The 24,933-nt window shown below is 69.6% G+C and carries 15 protein-coding genes; 7 read left to right on the top strand and 8 right to left on the bottom strand.

All coding sequences use genetic code 11. The features are described from left to right. Positions 1-26: 26 nt before the first annotated feature. Positions 27-2,072 (bottom strand): TonB-dependent receptor, encoded by a 2,046-nt coding sequence (locus A6B37_RS13575; protein ID WP_102773298.1) that lies wholly within the window; start codon positions 2,070-2,072, stop codon positions 27-29. Positions 2,073-2,466: 394 nt separating this feature from the next. On the opposite strand from A6B37_RS13575, the gene metH reads away from it, so the two are divergent. Further along, a complete protein-coding gene (gene metH, locus A6B37_RS13570; protein WP_102773299.1) occupies positions 2,467-6,240 on the top strand; it encodes a methionine synthase in 3,774 nt (1,257 codons plus the stop codon). 19 nt (positions 6,241-6,259) lie between these two features. Here metH and iaaH read toward each other — a convergent pair whose 3' ends face one another. Next, positions 6,260-7,711, bottom strand: coding sequence for an indoleacetamide hydrolase (iaaH, locus tag A6B37_RS13565; protein WP_111826051.1), 1,452 nt, complete (start codon positions 7,709-7,711; stop codon positions 6,260-6,262). A 92-nt stretch (positions 7,712-7,803) separates the two neighbouring features. Continuing rightward, a complete protein-coding gene (locus A6B37_RS13560) occupies positions 7,804-8,574 on the bottom strand; it encodes a class I SAM-dependent methyltransferase (RefSeq protein ID WP_111826050.1) in 771 nt (256 codons plus the stop codon). Between the two features lie 82 nt (positions 8,575-8,656). Between A6B37_RS13560 and A6B37_RS13555 the strand changes: the two genes are divergently transcribed. After that, complete coding sequence (locus A6B37_RS13555; RefSeq protein WP_102773302.1) at positions 8,657-9,487, top strand: helix-turn-helix transcriptional regulator; 831 nt, start codon at positions 8,657-8,659, stop codon at positions 9,485-9,487. Positions 9,488-9,642: 155 nt separating this feature from the next. Here the strand turns inward: A6B37_RS13555 and mutY are convergent, their stop codons facing one another. Beyond that, on the bottom strand, positions 9,643-10,716 hold the full coding sequence (gene mutY / locus A6B37_RS13550; protein ID WP_168202192.1) for an A/G-specific adenine glycosylase: 1,074 nt from the start codon (positions 10,714-10,716) through the stop codon (positions 9,643-9,645). Positions 10,717-10,809: 93 nt separating this feature from the next. Between mutY and A6B37_RS13545 the strand changes: the two genes are divergently transcribed. Continuing rightward, positions 10,810-14,424: an indolepyruvate ferredoxin oxidoreductase family protein gene (locus A6B37_RS13545; protein WP_111826048.1), complete on the top strand. Its 3,615-nt coding sequence runs from the start codon at positions 10,810-10,812 to the stop codon at positions 14,422-14,424. 11 nt (positions 14,425-14,435) lie between these two features. Here A6B37_RS13545 and ppc read toward each other — a convergent pair whose 3' ends face one another. After that, complete coding sequence (gene ppc / locus A6B37_RS13540; RefSeq protein WP_102773305.1) at positions 14,436-17,285, bottom strand: phosphoenolpyruvate carboxylase; 2,850 nt, start codon at positions 17,283-17,285, stop codon at positions 14,436-14,438. A gap of 205 nt (positions 17,286-17,490) precedes the next feature. Here ppc and queC point away from each other — a divergent pair, with 205 nt between their 5' ends. Next, a complete protein-coding gene (queC, locus tag A6B37_RS13535) occupies positions 17,491-18,210 on the top strand; it encodes a 7-cyano-7-deazaguanine synthase QueC (RefSeq protein WP_102773306.1) in 720 nt (239 codons plus the stop codon). Positions 18,211-18,226: 16 nt separating this feature from the next. Here queC and A6B37_RS13530 read toward each other — a convergent pair whose 3' ends face one another. Together A6B37_RS13530 and A6B37_RS13525 are read right to left on the bottom strand one after the other, a co-directional pair. After that, complete coding sequence (locus A6B37_RS13530; RefSeq protein ID WP_111826047.1) at positions 18,227-19,417, bottom strand: MFS transporter; 1,191 nt, start codon at positions 19,415-19,417, stop codon at positions 18,227-18,229. Continuing rightward, complete coding sequence (locus A6B37_RS13525) at positions 19,414-19,959, bottom strand: GNAT family N-acetyltransferase (protein WP_111826046.1); 546 nt, start codon at positions 19,957-19,959, stop codon at positions 19,414-19,416. The genes A6B37_RS13530 and A6B37_RS13525 overlap by 4 nt, the downstream gene beginning before the upstream one ends. Positions 19,960-20,066: 107 nt before the next feature. Between A6B37_RS13525 and A6B37_RS13520 the strand changes: the two genes are divergently transcribed. Continuing rightward, the gene (locus tag A6B37_RS13520; RefSeq protein WP_111826045.1) at positions 20,067-20,957 is read left to right on the top strand and encodes a LysR family transcriptional regulator; all 891 of its coding nucleotides are present in this window, start codon (positions 20,067-20,069) and stop codon (positions 20,955-20,957) included. Here A6B37_RS13520 and A6B37_RS13515 read toward each other — a convergent pair. Further along, on the bottom strand, positions 20,878-21,942 hold the full coding sequence (locus tag A6B37_RS13515; protein WP_111826044.1) for a 2-isopropylmalate synthase: 1,065 nt from the start codon (positions 21,940-21,942) through the stop codon (positions 20,878-20,880). The genes A6B37_RS13520 and A6B37_RS13515 overlap by 80 nt on opposite strands. Positions 21,943-22,049: 107 nt before the next feature. Between A6B37_RS13515 and A6B37_RS13510 the strand changes: the two genes are divergently transcribed. Together A6B37_RS13510 and ilvD are read left to right on the top strand one after the other, a co-directional pair. Beyond that, positions 22,050-22,859, top strand: a complete 810-nt coding sequence (locus tag A6B37_RS13510) for a helix-turn-helix transcriptional regulator (RefSeq protein WP_102773311.1) — start codon at positions 22,050-22,052, stop codon at positions 22,857-22,859. 107 nt (positions 22,860-22,966) lie between these two features. Next, a complete protein-coding gene (gene ilvD, locus A6B37_RS13505) occupies positions 22,967-24,829 on the top strand; it encodes a dihydroxy-acid dehydratase (protein ID WP_111826043.1) in 1,863 nt (620 codons plus the stop codon). Positions 24,830-24,933: the final 104 nt, after the last annotated feature.

The raw sequence follows: 24,933 nt of genomic DNA, 5'->3' as shown, positions 1-24,933 counted from the left end.
GCCTCGGTGGTTGCCGGGAGCCGGCCTCAGTAGCGCAGCGTGAGCGACGCGTAGAAGTTGCGGCCCGGGGCGGGGTACAGGCTGTAGTTGGCGACCGGGCCCAGCATCTCGAACGAGGCGTTGCCGCCGCGGATGCCGTAGGTGGCGTATTCGCGGTCGAAGATGTTGTTCACGCCGATGGCGCCTTCGATGTTGCGGGTGAATTTATACGCCAGCTTGGTATTGAACAGCACGTAGGCGTCGAGCTGCTTGCCGAACTGGTTGGCCTGGTCGTTGTCCATGCGCGACTTGCCCACGTATTGCGCGGTCACGTTCCACAGGAAGGCGTCGGTCGGGCGCCAGGTGACGCCGGCGTTGGCCAGCCACTTCGGGGCCAGCGGCACGGTCTTGCCGGACAGGTCCACGCCGGCGTAGGTGCCGGAGCGGAATTGCGCTTCCATCCAGGTCACGTTGGCGTCCAGCGCCAGGCTGCTGGTCAGCGCCGTATGGCCTTCCAGTTCGACGCCCTGGCGCCGGGTCGGGTCCAGGTTGGTGTTGGCGCCGGTGCCGGGGCCCCAGATGCCGTCGGCCAGCGGGTTGTACTGGATTTCGTTGGTCAGGTCGGAACGGAAGTACGACAGGCGGGCGCTGCTGCGGGCGTCCTGCCAGGTGATGCCGATTTCCTTGTCCGTCGAGGTCTGCGCCGCCAGCGGGCTTTGCACCGACAGCAGTTCGTCGGCGTTGGGCAGGCGGAAGCTGCGGCCGATCTTGCCGTAGACGCCGAAGCCGGCGGCCAGGTCCTGGCGCACGCCCAGCTGCCAGGCGGTGAGGTGGTTGCTGCGGTCGGAGGCCGTGCCGGTGCCGCTGATCACGTCCAGGTCGTCGGACGCGTACTGGCGGCGCACGCCGGCGGTCACGTAGGTGCTGTCGGTGGCGCGGATCTGGCCTTCGGCGAACAGGCCGTACTGGTGCTGGCGGGATCGCCACTTCGACGGTTCGAAGTCGTAGTAGGCGTTCTGGTTGGCCGTGGTCTTGGCTTCCTGCGCGTCGGCGCCGAAGACCAGGCTGTGGCCGCCCGAGATCGGCAGCTGGTAGCGCACGCTGGCGATGTTCTCTTCCAGCTTCTGGTCGCGCAGGATGTCGCCGAAGCCGTCGTAGGTCAGGCCGTCGAGCTTCTTTTCGCGGGTCGACAGGTCGGCGTACAGCGTGCCGGCGCCGATCCGCTGCTCGGCCTGCAGGCCGAAGGTGGTGGTCGTGGTGTCGACGTAGTCGACGTCGTTCTTGGCGCCGCGGCGGTCGTCCTGGTATTCGTTGACGCCGGTGGTCGGGTTGATGGTGCGCGGGCCGGGCAGCTCCAGCTTCTGGCTGGTGGTGCGTCCGTACAGGCGCAGCGAACCGCCGTCGTGGCGCAGCGTGATGCCGCCGCCGCCGCCTTCGCGGCGCTCGCCGCTATGGTCGCGGTAGCCGTCGGTGTGCAGCGACTGCATATAGGCGTCGACGCCGACCTTCTCGTTGTTCAGGGCCACGGCGGCGTCGTACTGGCGCAGGCCGTAGCTGCCGAGGGTGGCGGTGGCGCGGGCCGTCACCGGCTCCGCGGCGAAGTCCTTGCGGGTGATGATGTTGATCACGCCGCCGGTGGTGCCGCCGCCGTACTGGACCGAGCCGCTGCCGCGCACGATCTCGATGCGCTCGACCTGGTCCAGCGGCACCACGCCCAGGCTGGGCGCGGACAGGTCGTTGGTGTTCTGCTTGACCCCGTCGATCAGGATCAGGGTGTTGCTGGCGCCGGTGATGCCGAAGCCGCGCAGGTCCACGATGGCGTTGTCGCTCGATCCCGTGGTGTTGAGCAGATGGATGCCCGCCTGCGTCGACAGCAGGTCCTGCATGGTGCGGGCGCTGCTGGCCTCGATGTCGCGGGCGCTGATGACCGAGATCGACACCGGCAGCGTGCGGCCGTCGGTCGGCACGCGCTGGGCGGTGACGGTGACCGGGTCGAGTTCGGGGGCGGAGGCGTCGGTTTGCTGGGCGGCGGCGATGGCCGGAGCGGAACAGAGCAGGGCGCCGGCGTAACGCCGGATGGAGCGGGCTTTCATCTACGTAACCTCGATACGGCCCGCGACCCCGCAGGCCATGCACGATGGGAGGACGGAAACGTCCTGACTGGCGAACAGGCCGGTATCGGGCTGCCATGGCGCGGCGCGCGCATGGGGACCGTTGCGGGGGCAGCACAGGCTGGAGCCGGGGGCGGGCCTGGGCCTGCCGTCCTGCGGACATCTTCCTGTTTCCCGTTTACCTTTCGCACGCGGCCTGCAAGTGTTGCGTTCCTGCAGGCGCATTGCGCCGAAAGCACCGGTTCGGGGCGGAAACTGTATCACCGGCGGGCGCGGGCCAGCCCATTTTGTTACGATCAAGACTTGTTTTTTCGGCGTTTTTCGCTTTTTAGCCACACCGCGCCGTCGTCGCCACCCACTCCATCCGGACCTGCCCGTGTCGTATCCCCGCCTGCCATACCCGCCCGAAGCCTATACCCAGGGCGGCGATTTCGCCCGCCTGCTGGGCCAGCGCATCCTGATCCTGGATGGCGCCATGGGCACCATGATCCAGCGCTACAAGCTGGGCGAAGCGGATTTCCGCGGCGAGCGCTTCAAGGACCACGGCAAGGACCTCAAGGGCGACAACGAACTGCTGTCGCTGGTGCGCCCCGACGTGATCGCCGAGATCCACCGCCAGTACCTGGAGGCCGGGGCCGACGTCATCGAGACCAACACCTTCGGCGCCACCTCCATCGCCCAGGGCGACTACGACCTGCCGGGCCTGGCCTATGAGCTGAACCTGGAATCGGCAAAACTGGCGCGCGCGGCCTGTGACGCCTACAGCACGCCGGACAAGCCGCGTTTCGTGGCCGGCGCGCTGGGTCCGCAGCCTAAGACCGCCTCGATCTCGCCCGACGTGAACGATCCGGGCGCGCGCAACGTCACCTTCGACGAGCTGCGCACCGCCTATGTCGAACAGCTCAACGGGCTGCTCGACGGCGGCATCGACATTGTCCTGATCGAAACCATTTTCGACACCCTCAACGCCAAGGCGGCCATCTACGCCACCGAGCAGGTGTTCGAGGAGCGCGGCATCCGCCTGCCCGTGATGATCTCCGGCACGGTGACCGACGCCTCCGGGCGCATTCTGTCGGGCCAGACCGTGGAGGCCTTCTGGAACTCGGTGCGCCACGCGCGGCCCATCACCATCGGCCTGAACTGTGCGCTGGGCGCGGCGCTGATGCGGCCCTACGTGGCCGAGCTGTCCAAGATCTGCGACACCTATGTCTGCGTCTATCCCAACGCCGGCCTGCCCAACCCCATGGCCGAGACCGGCTTCGACGAAACCCCGGCCGACACCTCGGCGCTGCTGGAGGAGTTCGCGCGCGCCGGGCTGGTGAACATGTCCGGCGGCTGTTGCGGCACCACGCCTGACCACATCCGCGCCATCGCCGGGAAGGTCGCCGCGCTGACGCCGCGCGCCGTGCCCGACATTCCGGTCAAGACGCGCCTGTCGGGCCTGGAACCCTTGAACATCGACGAAGAGACGCTGTTCGTCAACGTCGGCGAGCGCACCAACGTCACCGGCAGCAAGATGTTCGCCCGCCTGATCCGCGAAGAGAAATACGACGAGGCGCTGGCGGTGGCCCGCCAGCAGGTCGAGAACGGCGCGCAGATCATCGACATCAACATGGATGAGGCCATGCTGGATTCGGTGGCCTGCATGCACCGCTTCCTGAACCTGATCGCCTCCGAGCCGGACATCGCGCGCGTGCCGATCATGATCGACAGCTCCAAGTGGGAAGTCATCGAGGCCGGCCTGAAGTGCGTGCAGGGCAAGCCGGTGGTGAACTCGATTTCCATGAAGGAAGGCCTGGACAGCTTCCGCGAGCACGCGCGCCTGTGCCGGCGCTACGGCGCCGCGGTGGTGGTGATGGCCTTCGACGAGCAGGGCCAGGCCGACACGCTGGAACGGCGCAAGGAAATCTGCGGCCGCGCCTACAAGATCCTGGTCGAGGAAGAGGGCTTCCCGCCCGAGGACATCATTTTCGATCCGAACGTGTTCGCCGTCGCCACCGGCATCGACGAGCACAACCATTACGCGATGGACTTCATCGAAGGCACGCGCTGGATCCGCGAGAACCTGCCGCACGCCCGCATTTCGGGCGGCGTGTCCAACGTGAGCTTCTCGTTCCGCGGCAACGAGCCCATGCGCGAGGCCATCCACACCGTGTTCCTGTACTACGCGGTGCGCGAAGGCATGACCATGGGCATCGTCAACGCCGGCCAGCTCGGCGTGTACGCGGACCTGGAGCCCAAGCTGCGCGACCTGGTCGAGGACGTGATCCTGGACCGGCCCGAGCCCGTGGGCAAGACCGAGGCCGACGACGAGCGCACGCCCACCGAGCGCCTGGTGCAGTTCGCCGACAGCGTCAAGGGCGCCGGGGCCAAGAAGGAAGAGGACCTGAGCTGGCGCAATGCGGAGGTCGAGCAGCGCCTGTCGCACGCGCTGGTGCACGGCATCACGGCCTTCATCGTGGAAGACACGGAAGAGGTGCGCCAGAAGATCGCCGCGCGCGGCGGCCGTCCGATCGAAGTGATCGAAGGCCCGCTAATGGACGGCATGAACGTCGTGGGCGACCTGTTCGGCGCGGGCAAGATGTTCCTGCCGCAGGTGGTCAAGTCGGCCCGCGTCATGAAGCAGGCCGTGGCGCACCTGATTCCCTTCATCGAGGAAGAAAAGCGCCAGATCGCGGCGGCCGGCGGCGACGTGCGCGCCAAGGGCAAGATCGTCATCGCCACCGTCAAGGGCGACGTGCACGACATCGGCAAGAACATCGTGTCGGTGGTCCTGCAATGCAATAACTTCGAGGTCGTGAACATGGGCGTGATGGTGCCCTGCGCGCAGATCCTGGAGAAGGCCAAGGAAGAAAACGCCGACATCGTCGGCCTGTCCGGCCTGATCACGCCCAGCCTCGAGGAAATGGCCTACGTCGCCTCGGAAATGCAGCGCGACGAATACTTCCGCAGCCGCAAGATCCCGCTGATGATAGGCGGGGCCACCACCAGCCGCGTGCATACCGCCGTGAAGATCGCGCCCAACTACGAAGGCCCGGTCATCTACGTGCCGGACGCCAGCCGCTCGGTCGGCGTGGCCACCAGCCTGATGTCCGACCAGTCGGAAGCCTACCTGGCCGAGCTGGCCCAGGAATACGAAGACGTGCGCCGCCGCCACGCCAACCGCAAGGCCACGCCCATCCTGCCGCTGGCCGAGGCGCGCGCCTCGCGCCCGCAGATCGACTGGGACGCCTACACGCCGCCGCGTCCGAAATTCATCGGCCGGCGCAGCTTCAAGAGCTACGACCTGGCCGAGATCGCGAAGTACGTGGACTGGGGCCCGTTCTTCCAGACCTGGAGCCTGTTCGGCCCGTTCCCGGCGATCCTGGACGACAAGGTCGTGGGCGAGCAGGCGCGCAAGGTCTACGCCGACGGCCAGGCCATGATGAAGCGCATCGTCGAAGGCCGCTGGCTGACCGCCAACGGCGTGGTCGGCTTCTACCCGGCCAACAGCGTCAACGACGAGGACATCGAGGTCTACAAGGACGAAACCCGCAGCGAAGTGCTGTTCACCTACCGCAACCTGCGCCAGCAGGGCGCCAAGCGCGAGGGCGTGAGCAACAAGTCGCTGTCGGACTTCATCGCGCCCAGGTCCAGCGGCAAGCTCGACTACATCGGCATGTTCGCCGTGACCGCCGGCCTGGGCATCGAGAAGAAGGAAGCCGAATTCGAGAAGGCGCTGGACGACTACTCCAGCATCATGCTGAAGTCCCTGGCCGACCGCCTGGCCGAAGCCTTCGCCGAATGCCTGCACGCCCGCGTGCGCCAGGACCTGTGGGGCTACGCGCCCGACGAGGCCCTGACCAACGAGGACATGATCGCCGAGAAATACGTGGGCATCCGACCCGCGCCCGGCTACCCCGCCTGCCCGGAGCACGTGGTCAAGACCGACCTGTTCCGCGTGCTCGACGGCGCCGACATCGGCATGACGCTGACCGACAGCTACGCCATGTATCCGGCCTCCAGCGTGTCTGGCTTCTACTTCAGCCACCCGCAGTCGCAGTACTTCAACGTGGGCGTGATCGGCGAGGACCAGTTGCAGGATTACGCGGCGCGCAGCGGGCGCAGCATCGAAGACCTGAAACGGACGCTGGCGCCGAACCTGGGGTGAGGGTTTGGGGGCGGCGCGGTCAGCGCGCAGGCCCCGCCAGCCTCCCCAACACCGCCTCCAGCGTCATCCCGATCGCCAATATCTTGCGATCCTCGCCCGGCAGCCCGTCGATCTCCAGCCCCACCGGCAGGCCCTGCGCCGACAGGCCCGCCGGCACGCTCAACCCGGGCAGGCCGGCGTTGCTGCCGGGGTCCACGTTGCGCGCCAGCCGGCTGAAGTTCTCCAGGCTGCTGGCCTCGGGCGTGGCGGCCATGGGCAGCACGGGCGAAGTCGGAAACAGCAGCGCGTCCAGCGCGTGCTGCCGGAACGCGCGGCGGTAGACCTCGATGAGTTCGCCGCGGTGCACGGCCATGGCGCGTTCGTACAGCGGCTGCAGCGGCAGCATCTCGCCGGCGGGCGTGGGTAGCACGCCGGGCATGACCAGGTCGTCGAAGATGGCCTTGACGTCGGGGCTGGCGATCTGCGCCACCACCTGCTCCATGCTCAGGCCCGTGCCATAGCGCCGCAGGTAGTCCGCCAGGTCCGTTTTCTGTTCGTACAGGCACACCGGCATGCCGACCGCGGCGTTGCTTTCCTGCAGGCCCGGCATGTCCAGCTCCACCAGCTGCGCGCCGGCGGCGCGCAGCCGGGCCAGGGCGGCGTCCATGACCGCCTGCACCGGCGGCTCCAGGTCTTTCCAGAAATACGCGCACAGGCCCAGCCGCAGCCCGGCGGCGGGCGGCGCGGCCAGCGGCCGGTCGTCGCCGGCCAGCACCGCGTCCAGCAGCGCCACGTCTTCCATGCTGTTGGCGATAGGGCCCGGCGTGTCGCGGGTGTGCGAGATCGGCGTGATGCCGGCGCCGTCGTAGCGTCCCACCGTGGGCCGGAACCCGACGGCGCCGTTGAGCGCGGCCGGCAGCCGCACCGAGGCCCCGGTGTCGGTGCCCAGGGCCGCCGGCGCCAGGCGCGCGCCGACCGCCGCGCCGCTGCCCGAGGACGAACCGCCGGCGATGCGGCCGGCGTCGTAGGCGTTGCGCGTGCCTGCGCCGTGCGCGCCGGGAAACGCGGGGTTGTAGCCCGAGACCCCGAACGCCAGCTCGTGCATGTGCGTCTTGCCGACGATCACCGCGCCGGCCTCGCGCAGCCGGCGCACCACCGGCGCGTCCTCGGCCGGGCGGAAATCCTTGAGCGCGGGCGTGCCCGCCGTATTGGGCAGGCCGGCGACGTGGATGTTGTCCTTGATGGCGATGGGCACCCCGTCCAGCGGGCCGGCGCTCCGGCCAGCCCGGGCGCGCGCCGCGTCGCGGGCCGCGGCCTGGGCCAGCGCGCCTTCGCGGTCCACGGTGATGAAAGCGTTCAGGTCCTGGCGGGCGGCGATGCGGTCCAGGCAGGACTGGGTCAGCGCCACGCTGGTCAGGGCGCCCTGGCGGATCAGCGCCGCGGCCTGCGCAACGGTCAGGTCGGGCGAGGGCTGTCTGGAGGAGTCGGTCATGGGGCTTCCTTGCGGCACGGATTGAAAGGTCATCCGTATCTATACAAGGTCGGCGCGGCGGCTGTCGAGTCCGCCGCGCGGCCGGCCCCGCTTCAGCCCGGTTTCTTCACCACGATGGTGGCGGTGTCGCTGGTGAAAGACCCGTCTTCCTGCACCTCGTAGTGCGTGCGCACCACGTCCGGCGCGATGCCGAACATGTGGCGCAGCGCCGCCACCAGCGTGTCCGGCGTGCGCATGCGCGCCACCCAGGACTGGAATTCCAGCGGCAGGCGGCGCGGCGTCAGGCCCTGCAGCGTGAAGCCGGCTTCGGTCAGCATGCGGGTCCACTCGGCCACCGAGTAATCGCGCACGTGCGAGGTGTCGCGCAGCACCTCGATGGTCTGCAGCCAGGTGTCGAGCAGCGGCTCGCCCGGCGAGACCACGTCGGCGAACACGGCGGTGCCGCCGGGCTTGAGCACGCGCAGCGCCTCGCGCAGGCCGCGTCCGGCGTCCTGCCAGTGGTGGGTGGAATAGCGCGACATCACCAGATCGAACTCGCCGTCGCCGAAGGGCAGATGCTCGGCCTTGCCCTGACAGGTGGCGAGATTGGCCAGCCCGCGTTTGGCGGCTTCGCCGGCGACCACGTCCAGCATCTGCTGCGACAGGTCGTAGGCGGTGACGTGGGCGACCCGCGGCGCGACGTGAAAGCTCACGTGGCCGCCGCCGCAGCCCAGGTCCAGCAGCCGGGCGCCGGGGTGGCGGGCGGCGATCTCGGCCATCTGCAGCAGGTCCTCGCCCTGGGCGTGAACGGCGCTGGTGAGGTAGGCGGCGGCGCGGGGGCTGAACTGGCGGTCGACGGCGGCGTCGTGCGTGCTGGCGGTCATGGGCGTCCTTGGTGGGAAATGGGGTGCAGGCGCTAAGATAGGCGCGCTCCCATACACGTACAAGTCCATTGCTGATCCTGGTATGACTACTTCCCCCCAGGCCGGAACCGCCGGCCATGAAGGTTCCCGCGTGCGCCGCCAGGCGCTGGGCGAGTTCGTGCGCAGCGCCCGCTCGCGCATTACGCCGCAGATGGCCGGCCTGCCCGAAGGCATGCGCCGCCGCACGCCCGGCCTGCGGCGCGAAGAGGTCGCCCAGCTGTGCGGCATCAGCGTGACCTGGTACACCTGGATCGAGCAGGGCCGGGAGGTCTCGGTATCGCCCTCGGTCTGGTCGCGCATCGCCGGCGTGCTGCAGCTGGCGCGCGCCGAGCGCGCCTACCTGTTCGACCTGGCCGACTGCGCCGACCCCCAGCACGCGCGCGACGACGGCGGCGTGCCTGGGCCTTTGCAGGAATGCGTCAACGCCATCAACGCGCCGGCCTATGTGCTGGACCGCGCCTGGAACGTGCTGGCCTACAACGAGCCGCTGCGCGACCTGTTCGACGACTGGCCGCGGCGCGACGCCGAACCCAACCTGCTGCGCTACATCTTCCTGGACCCGGCCGCGCGCGAACTGGTGGTGGACTGGGACCAGCGCGCCCGGCGCGTGGTGGCCGAATTCCGCGCCGACGCGGGCGCGCACCTGGACGAGCCGGTGGTGCTGGGGCTGCTGGACGAACTGGGCCGGCAAAGCCCGGTGTTCGCGCACTGGTGGACGCGCCACGCGGTGGTCGAGCGCGAAGGGGGGCTGCGCGAATTCCAGCACCCGCGGCGCGGCAAGCTGGCCTACCAGCAGATCACGTTCCGCCTGGCCACGCACCCGGACCTGAAGCTGGTGATGTTACTGGGGGGAGGGGCGGCTGATGTTGCCTGATGGGTTTCGCGCGCTTGATATTCGGGTTCTTGTCTCGGGAGTCTCGCGCTGCACCCATCCTACTTGCCAGGGTCCCCATGCGTAGGATGGGTGCAGCGCGAGATTTTTTGCACAAGAACCCAGACATCAAGCGCGCGTAACCCATCTGGACCGCGCTACCCATCCCTGAACAACCCCTCCTGCATCCCCGCCTCCACCAGCCCCAGCAACAGCTTCTTCACCGGCGCCGGCAAGGCCACCGTGGCCAGCTGATCCGCGGGCACCCAGCGTTGCGGGGCGGCGTCTTCGCGGATGCCGGCCGCGCGCACCGGTACCAGCCACGGCTTGATATGCAGGCGGTAGTGCGTGAACGTATGGGCGAACGCCGCCAGCTCGAAGCGTTCTTCCGGCTCCAGGCCCAGCGCGCGCGAGGCGCTGTCGGGGTCTTGCGCGGCGTCGAATTCGGGCAGGCTCCACAGCCCGCCCCAGATGCCCGGCTCGGGCCGTTGCTGCAGCAGGAATGCGCCCTGGTGGCGCAGCACCAGCATACAGGTCTCGCGTTCGGGAATGGCCTTGCGCGCCTTGGGCGTGGGCAGCTCGGCCTGGCGGCCTTCGCGCCGGGCCACGCAGCTGTCGGCCACCGGACACTTGTCGCAGGCCGGCTTGCCGCGGGTGCAGAGCGTGGCGCCCAGGTCCATCAGTCCTTGCGTGTAGGCGGCCATGTCCAGGTCGGGCGCGGCCTCGACCTGGGCCTCGGCCAGCGCCCACAGGCGCTGCTCGATTTCGCGCCGCGCCGGATCGCCGGCGATGCCGAAGTGGCGGGTGAATACGCGCTTGACGTTGCCGTCCAGGATGGGCGAGCGCTCGCCGTAGGCGAACGCCGCGATCGCCGCGGCGGTGGAGCGGCCGATGCCCGGCAGCGTGGCGATGCCTTCGGCGGTGGGTGGAAAGCGGCCGTTCCAGTCGCGCACGATTTCCTGCGCGCAGCGATGCAGATTGCGGGCGCGGGCGTAATAGCCCAGCCCGGCCCAGTAAGGCATCACGTCTTCCTGGGCGGCCGCGGCCAGCGCCGCCACGTCCGGAAAGCGCTGCAGGAAGCGCTCGTAATACGGGATCACGGTGGCGACCTGGGTCTGCTGCAGCATGATCTCTGACAGCCAGATGCGATAAGGGTCGCGCGTGTTCTGCCAGGGCAGATCGTGGCGGCCATGCCGGCGTTGCCAGGCGACGATACGTGAGGCGAAGTCCATGGCGGCAATTATCGCATCGCCCTATTGCCCGGGGTGGGGGGAGCGGTTACAACCGGGAAGGGAATGCCGGACTTCACTGCTCACGGAGTGGACATGAATGCCCCTGTTTCGCCTGATCTGCGCGCGGCGCTTGAATCGGTCCAGTTGGACGACAAGTACATCCTGGAGTCCGGGCGTGCCTGGATGAGCGGTATCCATGCCCTGGTGCGCCTGCCCATGATGCAGCGCATGCGCGACCAGCAGGCGGGGCTGAACACGGCGGGCTTCGTGTCCGGCTACCGCGGCTCGCCGCTGGGCGGGGTGGACCAGAACATGTGGAAGGCGGCCGCGCACCTGAAGGCCCGCCACATCGAATTCCAGCCCGGCGTCAACGAAGACCTGGCGGCCACCGCCGTATGGGGCTCGCAGCAGGTCAACCTGTTTCCCGGCGCCAAATACGACGGCGTCTTCGGCATGTGGTACGGCAAGGGCCCCGGCGTGGATCGCTGCGGCGACGTGTTCAAGCACGCCAACGCGGCCGGCACCGCGCGCCACGGCGGCGTGCTGGTGGTGGCGGGCGACGACCACCCGGCCAAGTCCTCGACGTTGCCGCACCAGAGCGACCACATCCTCAAGGCCTGCATGATTCCGGTGCTGTTTCCGGCCAGCGTCCAGGAGGTGCTGGACTACGGCCTGCACGGCTGGGCGATGAGCCGCTACGCCGGCGTGTGGGTGGGCATGAAATGCATCACCGACATCGTCGAGGTCTCGGCCTCGGTGGACGTCGATCCGCAGCGCGTGCGGATCAGGCTGCCCGAGGATTTCCGGCTGCCGGCCGACGGCCTGAACATCCGGCTGGGCGACACGCCGCTGCAGCAGGAGGCGCGCCTGCTGGACTACAAGCTCTATGCCGCGCTGGCCTATGCGCGCGCCAACGGCCTGAACCGCGAACTCTGGGAGGTGCCGCAGCGCGACGCGCGCTTCGGCATCATGACCTCGGGCAAGGCCTACCTGGACACGCGCCAGGCGCTGTCCGACCTGGGCCTGACCGAAGACGCGTGCCGGCGTATCGGCCTGCGGCTCTTCAAGGTGGGCATGGTGTGGCCGCTGGAATCCACCGGCACGCAGCGTTTCGCCGAAGGCCTGGACGAGATCCTGGTGATCGAGGAAAAGCGCCAGGTGCTGGAATACCAGCTGAAGGAAGAGCTGTTCAGCTGGCTCGGCAGCGGCAAGAAGATTCCGCGCGTGGTGGGCAAGTTCGACGACAAGGATGGCGGCGAATGGTCGGTGCCGCAGGGCAACTGGCTGCTGCCGGCGCATTACGAGTTCTCGCCCGCCATGGTCGCGCGCGCCATCGCCTCGCGCCTGCTGCGCTTCGACCTGCCGGCGGACGTGCGCGCCGGCATCGAGGCGCGCCTGGCCTTCATCGCCGAGCGCGAGCAGGCGCTGGCGCGCCCGCGCGTGGTCGAGGAGCGCAAGCCCTGGTTCTGTTCGGGCTGTCCGCACAACACCTCGACCCGCCTGCCGGAAGGCTCGCGCGGGATGGCGGGCATAGGCTGCCACTACATGGTCAGATGGATGGGCCGCAGCACCGATGTGTTCACGCAGATGGGCGGCGAGGGCGTGCCCTGGGTGGGGCAGGCGCCGTTCACCGAAGAAAAGCACGTGTTCGCCAACCTGGGCGACGGCACGTATTTCCATTCCGGCCTGCTGGCGATACGCGCGGCGGTGGCGGCCAAGGCGCCCATCACCTACAAGATCCTGTTCAACGACGCCGTGGCCATGACCGGCGGGCAGCCTGTCGACGGCCCGCTCAGCGTGCCCATGATCAGCCGCCAGGTGGCGGCCGAGGGCATCGAGAAAATCGTGATCGTCACGGACGACACGGACAAGTACCGCGGCATGCAGGGCCTGGCGCCGGGCGCGCCGGTGCGCCACCGCGACGAGCTGGACGCCGTGATGCGCGAGCTGCGCGAGTATCCCGGCGTGTCGGTGCTGATCTACGACCAGACCTGCGCCACCGAGAAGCGCCGCCGCCGCAAGCGCAACGCCTATCCCGACCCGGCGCGCCGCGTCGTCATCAACGAGCGCGTGTGCGAAGGCTGCGGCGACTGTTCGCAGCAGTCGCACTGCCTGTCGGTGGAGCCGCTGGAAACCGAGTTCGGCCGCAAGCGCCGGATCAACCAGTCCAGCTGCAACAAGGATTTTTCCTGTCTGAAGGGCTTTTGCCCCAGCTTCGTGACGGTGGAGGGCGGCCGGCTGAAGCGGCCGCAGGCGCTGGCGCAGGACGGCGATATCGACGCCGGCATCGCGCCGCCCGCCGCGCATGCGCTCGATCGGCCATACGGCGTGTTCATCGCCGGCGTGGGCGGCACCGGCGTGGTCACCATCGGCCAGCTGCTGGGCATGGCGGCCCATATCGAGGGCAAGGGCTGTTCGGTGCTGGACATGGCCGGCCTGGCACAAAAGGGCGGCGCGGTGTATTCGCACGTGGTGCTGGCGCGCACGCCGGACGATCTGCTCAACACGCGGGTCGCGATGGGCGAGGCCGACCTGCTGCTGGCCGGCGACCTGGTGGTGGCCACCAGCATGGAATCCATGGCGCGGCTGGCGCCGGGGCGCACGCGGGTGCTGCTCAACGGCGACACCGCGCCCACCGCGGCCTTCGTCGCCAATCCCGACTGGACGCTGCCGGGCGCCAACCTCACCGCCGACCTGCAGGCCGCCTGCGGCAAGGACAACCTCGACCGCGTGGACGCCGCCGCGCTGGCCGTGGGCCTGCTGGGCGACGCCATCTACGCCAATCCGCTGATGATGGGCTACGCCTACCAGAAGGGCTGGATACCGCTGTCGCGGGAAGCGCTGCTGCGGGCCATCGAACTCAACGGCCAGCAGGTGCCGAACAATATCGCGGCCTTCGCCTGGGGCCGGCGCGCGGCGCGCGATCCGGCGGGCGTGAACCGCCTGCTGGCCGAAGGCGGCGCGCGCCCGGCGCTGCCCGAAGGCATCATCGAACTGAAGCGCCCGCGCAAGGCCAGCCCCGTGGTGGAACTGAAAAAACCCGCCGACGAACTGGAGCGGCTGGTGGCGGTGCGCAAGGCCTTCCTGACCGACTACCAGCACGCGGCCTACGCCCGGCAGTACACGGACCTGGTGGACAAGGTGGCGCACGCCGAGCGCGAGGCCACCGGCACCAACCGGCTGGCGCTGGCGGTGGCGCGCGGCTATTTCAAGCTCATGGCCTACAAGGACGAGTACGAAGTGGCGCGGCTGTACACGGACGGCGAATTCCTCAAGCGCGTGGGCGAGCAGTTCGAAGGCGACTGGAAGCTGCGCTTTCACCTGGCGCCGCCGCTGTTCGCGCGGCGCGACGCGGCCGGGCATCTGATCAAGCGCAGCTACGGCCCCGGCATGTTGCGGGTGTTCCGCCTGCTGGCCGCGATGCGCCGGCTGCGCGGGACCCGGTTCGATCCGTTCGGCTACACCGCCGAGCGCCGCGCCGAACGCGAGCTGATCCGCGAATACCGCGAGACGCTGACCGCCATCCTGGGCAAGCTCAATCGCGGCAACCTGGATCGCGCCGTGGCGCTGGCCAGCCTGCCGCTGGAGATCCGCGGCTACGGCCACGTGAAAGAGGCCGCGGCCGAGAAAGCCGCGGCCCGCAGGGAGGCCTTGCTGAAGGAGTTCAGCGCCACCGTGGTGCCCATCGGCGGCACGCGGGTGGCCTGAGCCCGTGCGCCTTAACCCGAGTTGCGCAGCCCGGCGGCGATGCCGTTGATGGTCAGGTGGATGGCGCGCTGCACCCGGATGTCGACCTCGGCGTCCGGGTGCTTCTGCGCGGCGCGGTGGCGGCGGATCACCTCGATCTGCAGGTAGTTCAGCGGGTCGATGTAGGCGAAGCGCTCGCGCAGCGAAGCCTGCAGCGTGGGGTTGTCGGCCAGCAGCTCGCGCCGGGTCAGCAGCTTGAGCATGGCCAGCGTGCGGCCATGCTCGGCGCTGATGGCGCCGAAGATGCGTTCGCGCCGGCCGCGCTGCGGCACCAGCTGCGCGTAGCGGGCCGCGATCGCCAGGTCGGACTTGGCCAGCACCATTTCCATGTTCGACAGCATGGTGCGAAACGCCGGCCAGTCCTGCGCCATTTCGCGCAGCTGCGCCAGGCGGCTGCGGCGCGAGCGCGGCGCGCCGGGGGCGCCGGTTTCCAGATAGGCCTCGATGGCCGAGCCCATGCCGTACCAGCCGGTGAGCATCAGGCGGCATTGCGCCCACGAGAAGCCCCAGGGGATGGCGCGCAGGTCGTCGATACGCTGGCCCTTCTTGCGCGAGGCCGGGCGCGAGCCGATGTTCAGGCCCGCGATCTCGCTGACCGGCGTGGCGGCGAAGAAGTAATCGGCGAAACCCGGCGTTTCGTAGACCAGGCCGCGGTAGGTGCGCTGCGCGGTGTCCGACATGAACGACATGGCCGGGCCGTAGTGCGCCATGTGCGCGTCCTCCGCGCTGGTGGCCTCGGCGCGCGGCGCCAGGCTGGATTCCAGCGTGGCGGCGACCAGCAGTTCCAGGTGCCAGCGGCCGACCTCGGCGTCCTTGTACTTGCTCTGGATGACCTCGCCCTGTTCGGTCAGGCGGATCTGGCCGGCGACGGTGCCCGGCGGCTGCGCCAGGATGGCGTCGAAGCTGGAGCCGCCGCCGCGTCCCACCGAGCCGCCGCGGCCGTGGAACAGGCGCAGGCGCACGTTGCGCGCCGAGAACACCTCGACCAGCTCGCGCTCGGCCTGGTAGAGCGACCAGTTCGACGTCAGGAAGCCGCCGTCCTTGTTGCTGTCCGAGTAGCCCAGCATGACTTCCTGCGCGCCGTTCTGCGCCAGTTTCACGCGCTGGCGGATCTCGGGCAGGTCGAGCCAGGCCGCCATGATGGCCGCGCCGCGCTGCAGGTCGGGTATGGTCTCGAAGAGCGGCACCACCATCAGGCCGTCCTCGGGTTCGATGTCCTGGCCGGCCGGCGCGATCAGGCCGGCTTCCTTCTGCAGCACCATCACTTCGAGCAGGTCGCTCAGCGTTTCGGTGTGCGAAACAATGGTCTGGCGCACGGCCTGCTTGCCGTAGCGCGCCCGGCCCGCGGCGGCGGCGCGCAGCACGGCCAGCTCGCGCGTGGAGTCTTCGCTGTAGGCGATCCAGGGCGAGGCCAGCGGGCGCGCCTGCGCCAGTTCGGCGCGCAGCAGCGCCACGCGTTCGTCCTCGTCCAGCTTCAGGTAGTCCAGCGGCTTGCCGTCGCGCTGCGTGCCGGCGCGCGCGAACAGCTCGGCCAGCACGCGTTCGTGCACGTCGGAGCTCTGGCGCAGGTCCACCGTGGCCAGGTGGAAGCCGAAGACTTCCACGGCCTGCTGCAGGCCGGCCAGGCGCAGCTTGCCGATGGGCGCGCCGTGGTGGGCGGCCAGCGAGGCGGCGATCACGGCGAGGTCGGCGGACAGTTCCTGCGGCGTTTCATAGGCGGGCGCGGCCACGGTGCTGCGCCGCGCCAGGTCCTGGCCCGTCAGGCGCTGCGCGGTGGCGGCCAGGCGCGCGTACACGCCGATCAGCGCGCGGCGGTAGGGTTCGTCGCGGCGGTGCGGCGAGTCGTCGCCGCTGGCCTCGGCCAGCGCCAGCAGCTCGGCGTCGGCCGCGATCAGCAGCGTGGTGGCCGACAGTTCCGCGCCCAGCGCGTGCACTTCCTGCAGGTAATGCTCGAACAGCACGGTGGCCTGGCGCAGCAGCGCGCGCTCCAGCGTGCCGGCGTCCACGTTCGGATTGCCGTCGCGGTCGCCGCCGATCCAGCTGCCCATGCGCAGGAACGGCTCCAGCGGCGCGGGCGGGGCGGCGAAGGGCTTGGCCGGTTCGCGGTTCAGCAGCTTGGACAGGTCCGCGTACAGGCGCGGAATGACCTGCAGGAAGGTGCTGCGGTAGTACGACAGCGCGTTCTCGATTTCGTCGGCGACCGTCAGCCGCGTATAGCGCAGCATGCGGGTCTGCCACAGCGTGGCCACGCGGCCCAGCAGCGCCGCGTCCAGGTCGGCGCGCTCTTCGGGGGTGAGCGTGCCGTCGCGCTGCGCCAGCGCGGCGGCGATTTCGCGATGCACGTCCAGCGTGCTCTTGCGCTGCACCTCGGTGGGGTGCGCCGTCAGCACCGGCATCACGCAGGCTTCGGCCAGCAGGCGGCGGATGCGCGCCGGGCTCACGCCCTGGCCGGCCAGCACCTGCACCGCTTCGCGCAGGCTGCCGCGCGCCGGCGCGTCGTCGGCGATGGCGCGGGCGCGCTGGCGGCGGTTCTGGTCGCGGTCTTCGGCGATGTTGTACAGGTGCAGGAAATAACTGAAGGCGCGCGCGACCGAGTTCGGGTCGCTGCCTTGCAGGCGCTTGACGCGCTGCTCCAGCAGCTTGCCGTCGGCGTCGTTGCCTTCGCGGCGGAACTTCACGGCCGTGCGGCGCAGGGTTTCGATCGTGTCGAAGACGCGCTTGCCTTCGCACTCCTCGATGACGGCTCCCAGTAATCGGCCTAACAGCCGGATGTCGTGACGCAAGGGTTCTGCTGAATCGGACTGCTGGCGGATGGCATTCATCGGGTAGGGATCCGTCGGGCTGCTGGAGGGAAAGGAGGTGGGAAATCGGCGTTGCGGGTGAAACCAGAAAATGAAACCTCATCGATTTTACGCAGGCTTTGCTTACGGCAAGCGCCCGCGGCTGCGTTAAAGTTCGCTAAGCGGAATCGATTTGCGGCAAAAGCCGCTGCGGTTCGTTAGTCATTCCCAAAGCCCCATTTCGTTTATGCAAAACCACCAACGTCGCGCGCTCGTCCTGTTTTCGGGCGGCCAGGATTCCACCACCTGCCTGGCCTGGGCGCTGGACCGCTATGCCCATGTGGAAACCGTGGCGTTCGATTACGGACAGCGCCATCACATCGAGCTGTCGGCGCGCCTGAACGTGCTGCGCGAGATCCGCGAGAACTTTCCCGACTGGGCGCCGCGGCTGGGCGAGGACCATCTGCTGGACCTGAAGGTGCTGGGCCAGGTGGGCGACACGGCCATGACCAGCGACCGCGCCATCGAGATGCAGGCCAACGGCCTGCCCAACACCTTCGTGCCGGGGCGCAACCTGCTGTTCCTGACCCTGGCCGCCGCGCTGGGCTACCGGCGCCAGCTCGACGTGCTGGTCGGCGGCATGTGCGAAACGGATTTCTCCGGCTATCCCGATTGCCGCGACGACACCATCAAGGCGCAGCAGGTGGCGCTGGGCCTGGGCCTGGGTTCGCGGGTCACGATCGAGACGCCGCTGATGTGGATCGACAAGTCCGAGACCTGGGCGCTGGCGCACCAGCTGGGCGGCGACGCGCTGGTGGAGATCGTCGTCGAGCAAAGCCACACCTGCTACCTGGGCGAGCGCGGCGCGCGCCACGACTGGGGCTACGGCTGCGGCGACTGCCCGGCCTGCAAGCTGCGCAAGATCGGCTGGGAGAAATGGGTGGTGGCGTCCGCCGCCGAAGGCTGAACCCGGCGGCGCCCGGTCACGCGGCGGCCGCGCGCACCCGCCCGATGAACTTGCAGCGCAAGGCCAGCGCGGCCGCGCAGATGGCCGCGGCCAGGCCGACCGACATCGCCATCGCGCCGCGCGCGCCGTAGCCGGCGATCAGATAGGCGTAGGCCACCGGCGCGGTGGCCGTCAGCAGGAAGCTGGGAATGAGCAGCGCGCCCACCAAGCTGCCGTAGCTGCGGAAGTCGAACAGCGCCAGCGGCAGCGTGCCGCGCGTGATGGTCATCAGGCCGTTGCAGGCGCCATACAGCAGGGCGTAGGCCGCGCTGGCGTAGAGATTGCCGCCGGACAGCAGCGCCAGCAGAAAACACAGGGGCAGCATCGCGCCCACCGCCAGGGTCAGGGTCAGCGGATGCAGGCGCGAGCCCAGCGCCACGTCGGCCAGGCGCGCGGCGAACTGGCCCACGCCCCACAAGGCGGCCACGCTGACGGCCGCGGCCGCGGCCAGGCCCAGGCCGGACAGCAGCGCGATCAGATGCGCGGCGTTGCCGGCCGCCAGGAAGTTGGTCAGCATGGCGATGGTGGCGTACAGCACGCCCGCCATGCGGCGCTCGGCCGGGCTGCGCGTCAGGCCGGCGGCGGCGCGGTCTTTGGCGCCCGCGGGCGCGGCATAGCGCGTGCGCGGCAGCGCCAGGTACAGCGGCAGCGTGGCCAGGGCCAGCGCGCCGTAGGCCAGCACCGCGCCGCGCCAGCCCAGCCAGCCCGACAGCGCATGGCCCGCCGGCCACATCACGGTGGAGGCCAGGCCGCCGAACAGCGTGATCTGCGACATGGGCCGGCGCGCCGTGGGGCCGGCCGCCCGCGCCAGCGACGCGAACGCCGCGTCGTACAGGCACAGCCGCATGCCGACGCCCAGCACGATCCAGGCCAGGTAGTACAGCGCCAGGCCGTGCGCGGCCGCCAGCGCCGCGCAGCCCAGCGCGGCGATCACGGCGCCGGCAGGCATGACTCGGTGCCCGCCCCAGCGGTCGACGGCCATGCCGGCCAGCGGCGACAGCATCGCCATGGTCACGATGGCGGCCGAGAAGCCGCCGTAGACGGCGGCGGCGCTCCAGCCCAGGTCGGCCTGCATGGCCGGGCCCAGGGCGCCTATCAGGTAATACGTCACGCCCCAGCCGACCAGTTGCGTCAGGCCCAGGCAGACGATGGCGCGCGGCGCGATCACGGCCGCTGCGGCGGCGTCGCGTCGCCCTCGCCCAGCGCGCGCTGCATCAGCACGGTGTCGCGCCATTGCCCGTGCTTGTGGCCCACGGCGCGCAGCGTGCCGACCGGGTGGAAGCCCTGGCTGGCGTGCAGCGCGAGCGAGGCGGCGTTGCGGCTGTCGCCCACCACGGCCAGCATCTGGCGCCAGCCGCCGGCGGTGCAGCGGGCGATCAGTTCGGCCAGCAGCTTGCCGCCGATGCCCAGGCCGGCGCGGCCTGCTTTCACGTAGACGGAATCCTCCACCGTGTGGCGGTAGGCCGGGCGCGGGCGGTAGGGCGTGGCGTAGGCATAGCCCACGATCTCGCCGGCGATCTCGGCCACCAGGTGGGGCATGCCCTGTTCCAGCACCGCGGCGCGGCGCTGGCGCATTTCCTCGATGGACGGCGGCTCCAGCTCGAACGAGGCCGTGCCGTGCTGCACGTGATGGGCGTAGATGGCCTTGATGGCCGGCAGGTCGGCGGGCGCGCTGTCGCGGATGAGGACGGTGGCGGAGGTGGGCGGCATGGAAAGGGAAGGCTGGGGGTTCGAGCCGCCAGTGTCGCGCAAGCCTGAGCATTAATAAAGCTTTGGTCTATTATGATTTTTATAAGTAAAACTTTGGATGGCGGCGTATGCGAGGCCTCAACCTGGACCAGTTGCGCACCTTCGCGCTGGTGATCGAAACCGGCAGTTTTTCCGCCGCCGCCGAACGCAGCGGCGTGACCCAGCCCGCCGTCAGCCTGCAGATCCGCCAGCTGGAACGGCGCTTCGGCCTGAAGCTGGTCGAGCGCGTCGGCCGGCGCGCCGGGCCGACCGCGGCCGGCATGGAGCTGCTGGCGCATGTGCGCACCATCGACGCGGCGCTGGCCCAGGCCGAACTCGCCATGACGGCGCACGCCTCCCAGGTCGCCGGCCGCATCCGGCTGGGCACCGGGGCCACGGCCTGCACCTATCTGCTGCCGCCGCTGCTGGCCGATCTGCGGCGGCGCTTTCCGGCGCTGGACATCGTGGTCAGCACCGGCAACACGGCCGACATGCTGCGCGGCCTGGAGACCAACACGCTGGACATCGGGCTGGTGACGCTGCCGGCGCCGGGGCGCATGTTCCAGGTGACGCCGGTGCTGGAGGACGAGTTCGTGGCGATTTTTCCCGCCGGCGATCCGGCCATGATCCCGGCCGCCGCCACGCCGCAGGCGCTGGCGCGGCTGCCGCTGGTGCTGTTCGAGCCGGGCGCGCGCACCCGGCGGCTGGTGGACGACTGGTTCGAGGCCGCCGGCGTGGCCGCCAAGCCCGTGATGGAGCTGGGCAGCACCGAGGCCATGAAGGAGATCGTCGGCGCCGGCCTGGGCTGCGCCATCCTGCCCGGGCTGGCGGTGTCCGGCGCGGGCAGGCGCGCGGCGCTCGAAGTCCGGCCGCTGGCGCCGCGCCTGGCGCGCGGCCTGGCTATCGTGCTGCGCCGGGACAAGCCGCTGGGCCGGGGCCTGCGGCATCTGCAGGAGTCGCTGCTGGCGTTGCGTGAGTGAACGCGTAGGGGTGGAAGACGTCCACCGGCAGCTGGTTGCAGGCCTCGACGCAGGCGCGCACCCCGGCCATGTCGGAGAAGTCCAGCCCGCTGCGCACGCCATGCAGGTCCAGGTTCATGGCCAGCGTCACCAGGTCCACGTTGCCGGTGCGTTCGCCGTTGCCGAACAGGCAGCCCTCGACCCGTTGCGCGCCGGCCAGCACCGCCAGTTCGGCCGAGGCCACGGCGGTGCCGCGGTCGTTGTGCGGGTGCACGCTGAGCACGATACTGTCGCGGCGCGCCAGGTGGCGGTGCATCCATTCGATCTGGTCGGCGTAGACGTTGGCCGTGGTGCATTCCACCGTGGACGGCAGGTTGACGATCATCTTGTGTTCGGGCGTGGGGCCCCACTCGGCGCTGACCGCATCGCAGATCTCCAGCGCGAAATCCAGCTCGGCCAGGCTGAAGGTCTCGGGCGAGTATTCGTAGATCCAATGGGTTTCGGGCCGGGCGTCGGCCAGCGCGCGGATCTGGCGAGTGCCGGCCAGTGCGATCTCCTTGATCTCGGCGCGGCTCATGCCGAACACGATGCGGCGCCATTGCGGCGCGATGGGCGCGTACAGGTGCACGATGGCGCGCCTGGCGCCGCGCAGCGAATCGAAGGTGCGCTCGATCAGGTCGGGGCGCGACTGGGTCAGCACCTCGATGGTGACGTCGTCGGGGATGCGGCGTTCCTCGATCAGCTGGCGCACGAAGTTGAAGTCGGTGTCCGAGGCCGACGGAAACGCCACTTCGATTTCCTTCAGGCCCACGGCCACCAGTTGTTCGAAGCAGCGCAGCTTGCGCGCCGCGTCCATCGGTTCGATCAGGGCCTGGTTGCCGTCGCGCATGTCGGTGCTCATCCAGACCGGCGGCGCCGTCAGGCGGCGCGACGGCCAGCGGCGTTCGGCGTAGTCGCGGGTGAAGGGCTGGACGGGGCGGTACTTGTGTTGGGGCTGTTCGAGCATGGAATCCTCCGGCCGCGGGCGCGGCGCATGTCGCGTGTAGGGATGCGAGGATGGTAGGTACACTGGGAAAGACCGTCTAACGCCACCCTGGCCATAACCATCGCAAAATGGACATGCCCCCGACCGCCCGCAAGCCCGCAGACCTGGACCTGTTTCCCTACGAGGCCTCGTCCCGCCCCGTGGCCGGCCTGGCCGTGGACTACGAGGACGGCCACCGCATCCGCCGCCACCGCCACCGCCGCGCGCAGCTGGTGTACGCGATTTCGGGCGTGATGGTGGTGGATACGCCGGCCGGGATCTGGGTGGTGCCGCCCACGCGCGGGGTCTGGGTGCCGGCCTGGATGCCGCACGGCATCCGCATGAGCGGCGAGCCGCGCATGCGCACCGTGTTCGTCGAGCCGGGCGCGGCCGCGCACCTGCCGCAGGCGTGCTGCGTGCTGTCGATCTCGCCGTTGCTGCGCGAACTGATGGCGGCCGCGGCCGAGGTGCCGCTGGACTGGAAGCCGGACACGCGCGACGGCCGCCTGATGATGCTGCTGCTCGACGAGCTGCGCCAGGAGCCGGTGCTGCCCCTGCACCTGCCGCAGCCGTCCGAGCCGCGGCTGGCGCGCATCTGCCGCGCCATCGTGCGCCACCCGGAGCGCCAGGACGGCGCGGCCGACTGGGCGCGCGAGCTGGGGGTGGACCCCAAGACCGTGCACCGCCTGTTCCTGCGGCACACGGGCATGACCTTCGGGCGCTGGCGCCAGCAGGCGCGCCTGCTGGCGGCGATGGAGCGGCTGGCCCGCGGCGAGCGCGTGCTGGAAGTGGCGCTGGACCTGGGCTACGAAAGCCCCAGCGCGTTCGCGGCCATGTTCCGCAAGGCCGTGGGCGAGCCGCCCAGCGCTTTCGCGGCGCGCAGAAAGCCGTCCGCCTGACGGCCGCGCGGGCCGCGCGGCGGCCCCGGCCGAGCGGGCGGGCCGGGAACCAGCGTATTATTTAACGTTTTGCCGCCTACGCTAACAGAACCCGCCAGAGACAAATCATGCCGCACTACCGTTCCCGCACCTCGACCCACGGCCGCAACATGGCCGGCGCCCGCGCCCTGTGGCGCGCCACCGGCATGAAGGACGGCGACTTCGGCAAGCCCATCATCGCCGTGGTGAACTCGTTCACCCAGTTCGTGCCGGGCCACGTGCACCTGCGCGACCTGGGCGCGCTGGTCGCCAAGGAAATCGAGGCCGCGGGCGGCGTCGCCAAGGAATTCAACACCATCGCCGTGGACGACGGCATCGCCATGGGCCACGGCGGCATGCTGTATTCGCTGCCCTCGCGCGAACTGATCGCCGACTCGGTCGAATACATGGTCAACGCGCATTGCGCCGACGCCATGGTCTGCATCTCCAACTGCGACAAGATCACCCCGGGAATGCTGATGGCCGCGATGCGCCTGAACATCCCGGTCGTGTTCGTGTCCGGCGGCCCGATGGAAGCGGGCAAGGTCAAGTCGCCCACCGACGGCAAGGTCGTCGCCAAGATCGACCTGATCGACGCCATGATCAAGGCGGCCGACCCCAACGTGTCGGACGCCGACGTGGCCGAAGTGGAACGCAGCGCCTGCCCGACCTGCGGCTCCTGTTCCGGCATGTTCACGGCCAACTCCATGAACTGCCTGACCGAGGCCATCGGCCTGGCGCTGCCGGGCAACGGCACCATCGTGGCCACGCACGCCTGGCGCCGCGGCCTGTTCGAGCAGGCCGGCCGCCTGATCGTGGACCTGTGCCGCCGCTATTACCAGGAAGAGGACGCCTCGGTCCTGCCGCGCAGCATCGCCACCAAGAGCGCGTTCCAGAACGCGATGGCGCTGGACGTGGCGATGGGCGGCTCCACCAATACGGTGCTGCACCTGCTGGCCGCGGCGCAGGAAGCCGGCGTGGACTTCACCATGGCCGACATCGACCGCATTTCGCGCAAGGTGCCGTGCCTGTGCAAGGCCGCGCCCGCGACCGACAAGTACCACATCGAGGACGTGCACCGCGCCGGCGGCATCCTGGGCATCCTGGGCGAACTGGCGCGCGCCGACCTGCTGGACCTGTCCTGCGGCAACGTGCACAGCGGCACGCTGGGCGCAGCCATCGCCAAGTGGGACGTGAACGGCGGCGCGGGCGAAGAGGCGCAGAAGTTCTACCGCGCGGCGCCCGGCGGCATCCCGACCACGGTGGCGTTCAGCCAGGACGCGACCTTCCTGACGCTGGACCTCGACCGCAAGACGGGCTGCATCCGCAGCAAGGAAGACGCGTATTCCAAGGACGGCGGCCTGGCGGTGCTGTACGGCAATCTGGCCGAGAAGGGCTGCATCGTGAAGACGGCCGGCGTGGACGAGTCGCAATGGGTCTTCACCGGCCGGGCGCGCGTGTTCGAAAGCCAGGACGCGGCGGTCGAGGGCATCCTGGGCGACCAGGTGGTTCCGGGCGACGTGGTGGTGATCCGCTACGAAGGTCCGAAGGGCGGGCCGGGGATGCAGGAGATGCTGTATCCGACCTCGTATCTGAAGTCCAAGGGGCTGGGCAAGAGTTGCGCGCTGTTCACGGACGGGCGTTTCTCGGGCGGCTCTTCGGGGCTGGTGATCGGGCATGCTTCGCCGGAGGCGGCGGAAGGCGGCACGATCGGGCTGGTGGAAGAAGGCGACGTGATCGAGATCGATATTCCGAATCGCCGGATTCATCTGGCGGTGTCCGATGAAGTGCTGGCGCGCCGGCGGGCGGAGATGGACGCGCGGGTCGACGGGTGGGAGCCTGTGGGGCGGGAGCGCGTGGTTTCGCAGGCTTTGCAGGCTTATGCGGCGTTGGCGACTTCGGCGGATCGCGGGGCGGTTCGTGATCTGTCCCAGTTGAAGCAGAAAAAGTGATCTTCTGATCGTTGCTCTGGTTTCTTGATCTCGGCGCCATTTTTTGGCGCCGTTTTTTTGGTTTGGCGGAGCGTGGTTTGTAGGTCGCCCGGCGGCGTGGGTGG

The sequence above is a fragment of the Achromobacter sp. HZ01 genome (assembly GCF_003267925.1).
GTDB classification, from domain to species: domain Bacteria; phylum Pseudomonadota; class Gammaproteobacteria; order Burkholderiales; family Burkholderiaceae_B; genus Achromobacter; species Achromobacter pulmonis_A.
The sequence above is the reverse complement of the archived record's forward strand: the minus strand, read 5'-3'. Positions and strand labels throughout refer to the sequence as shown.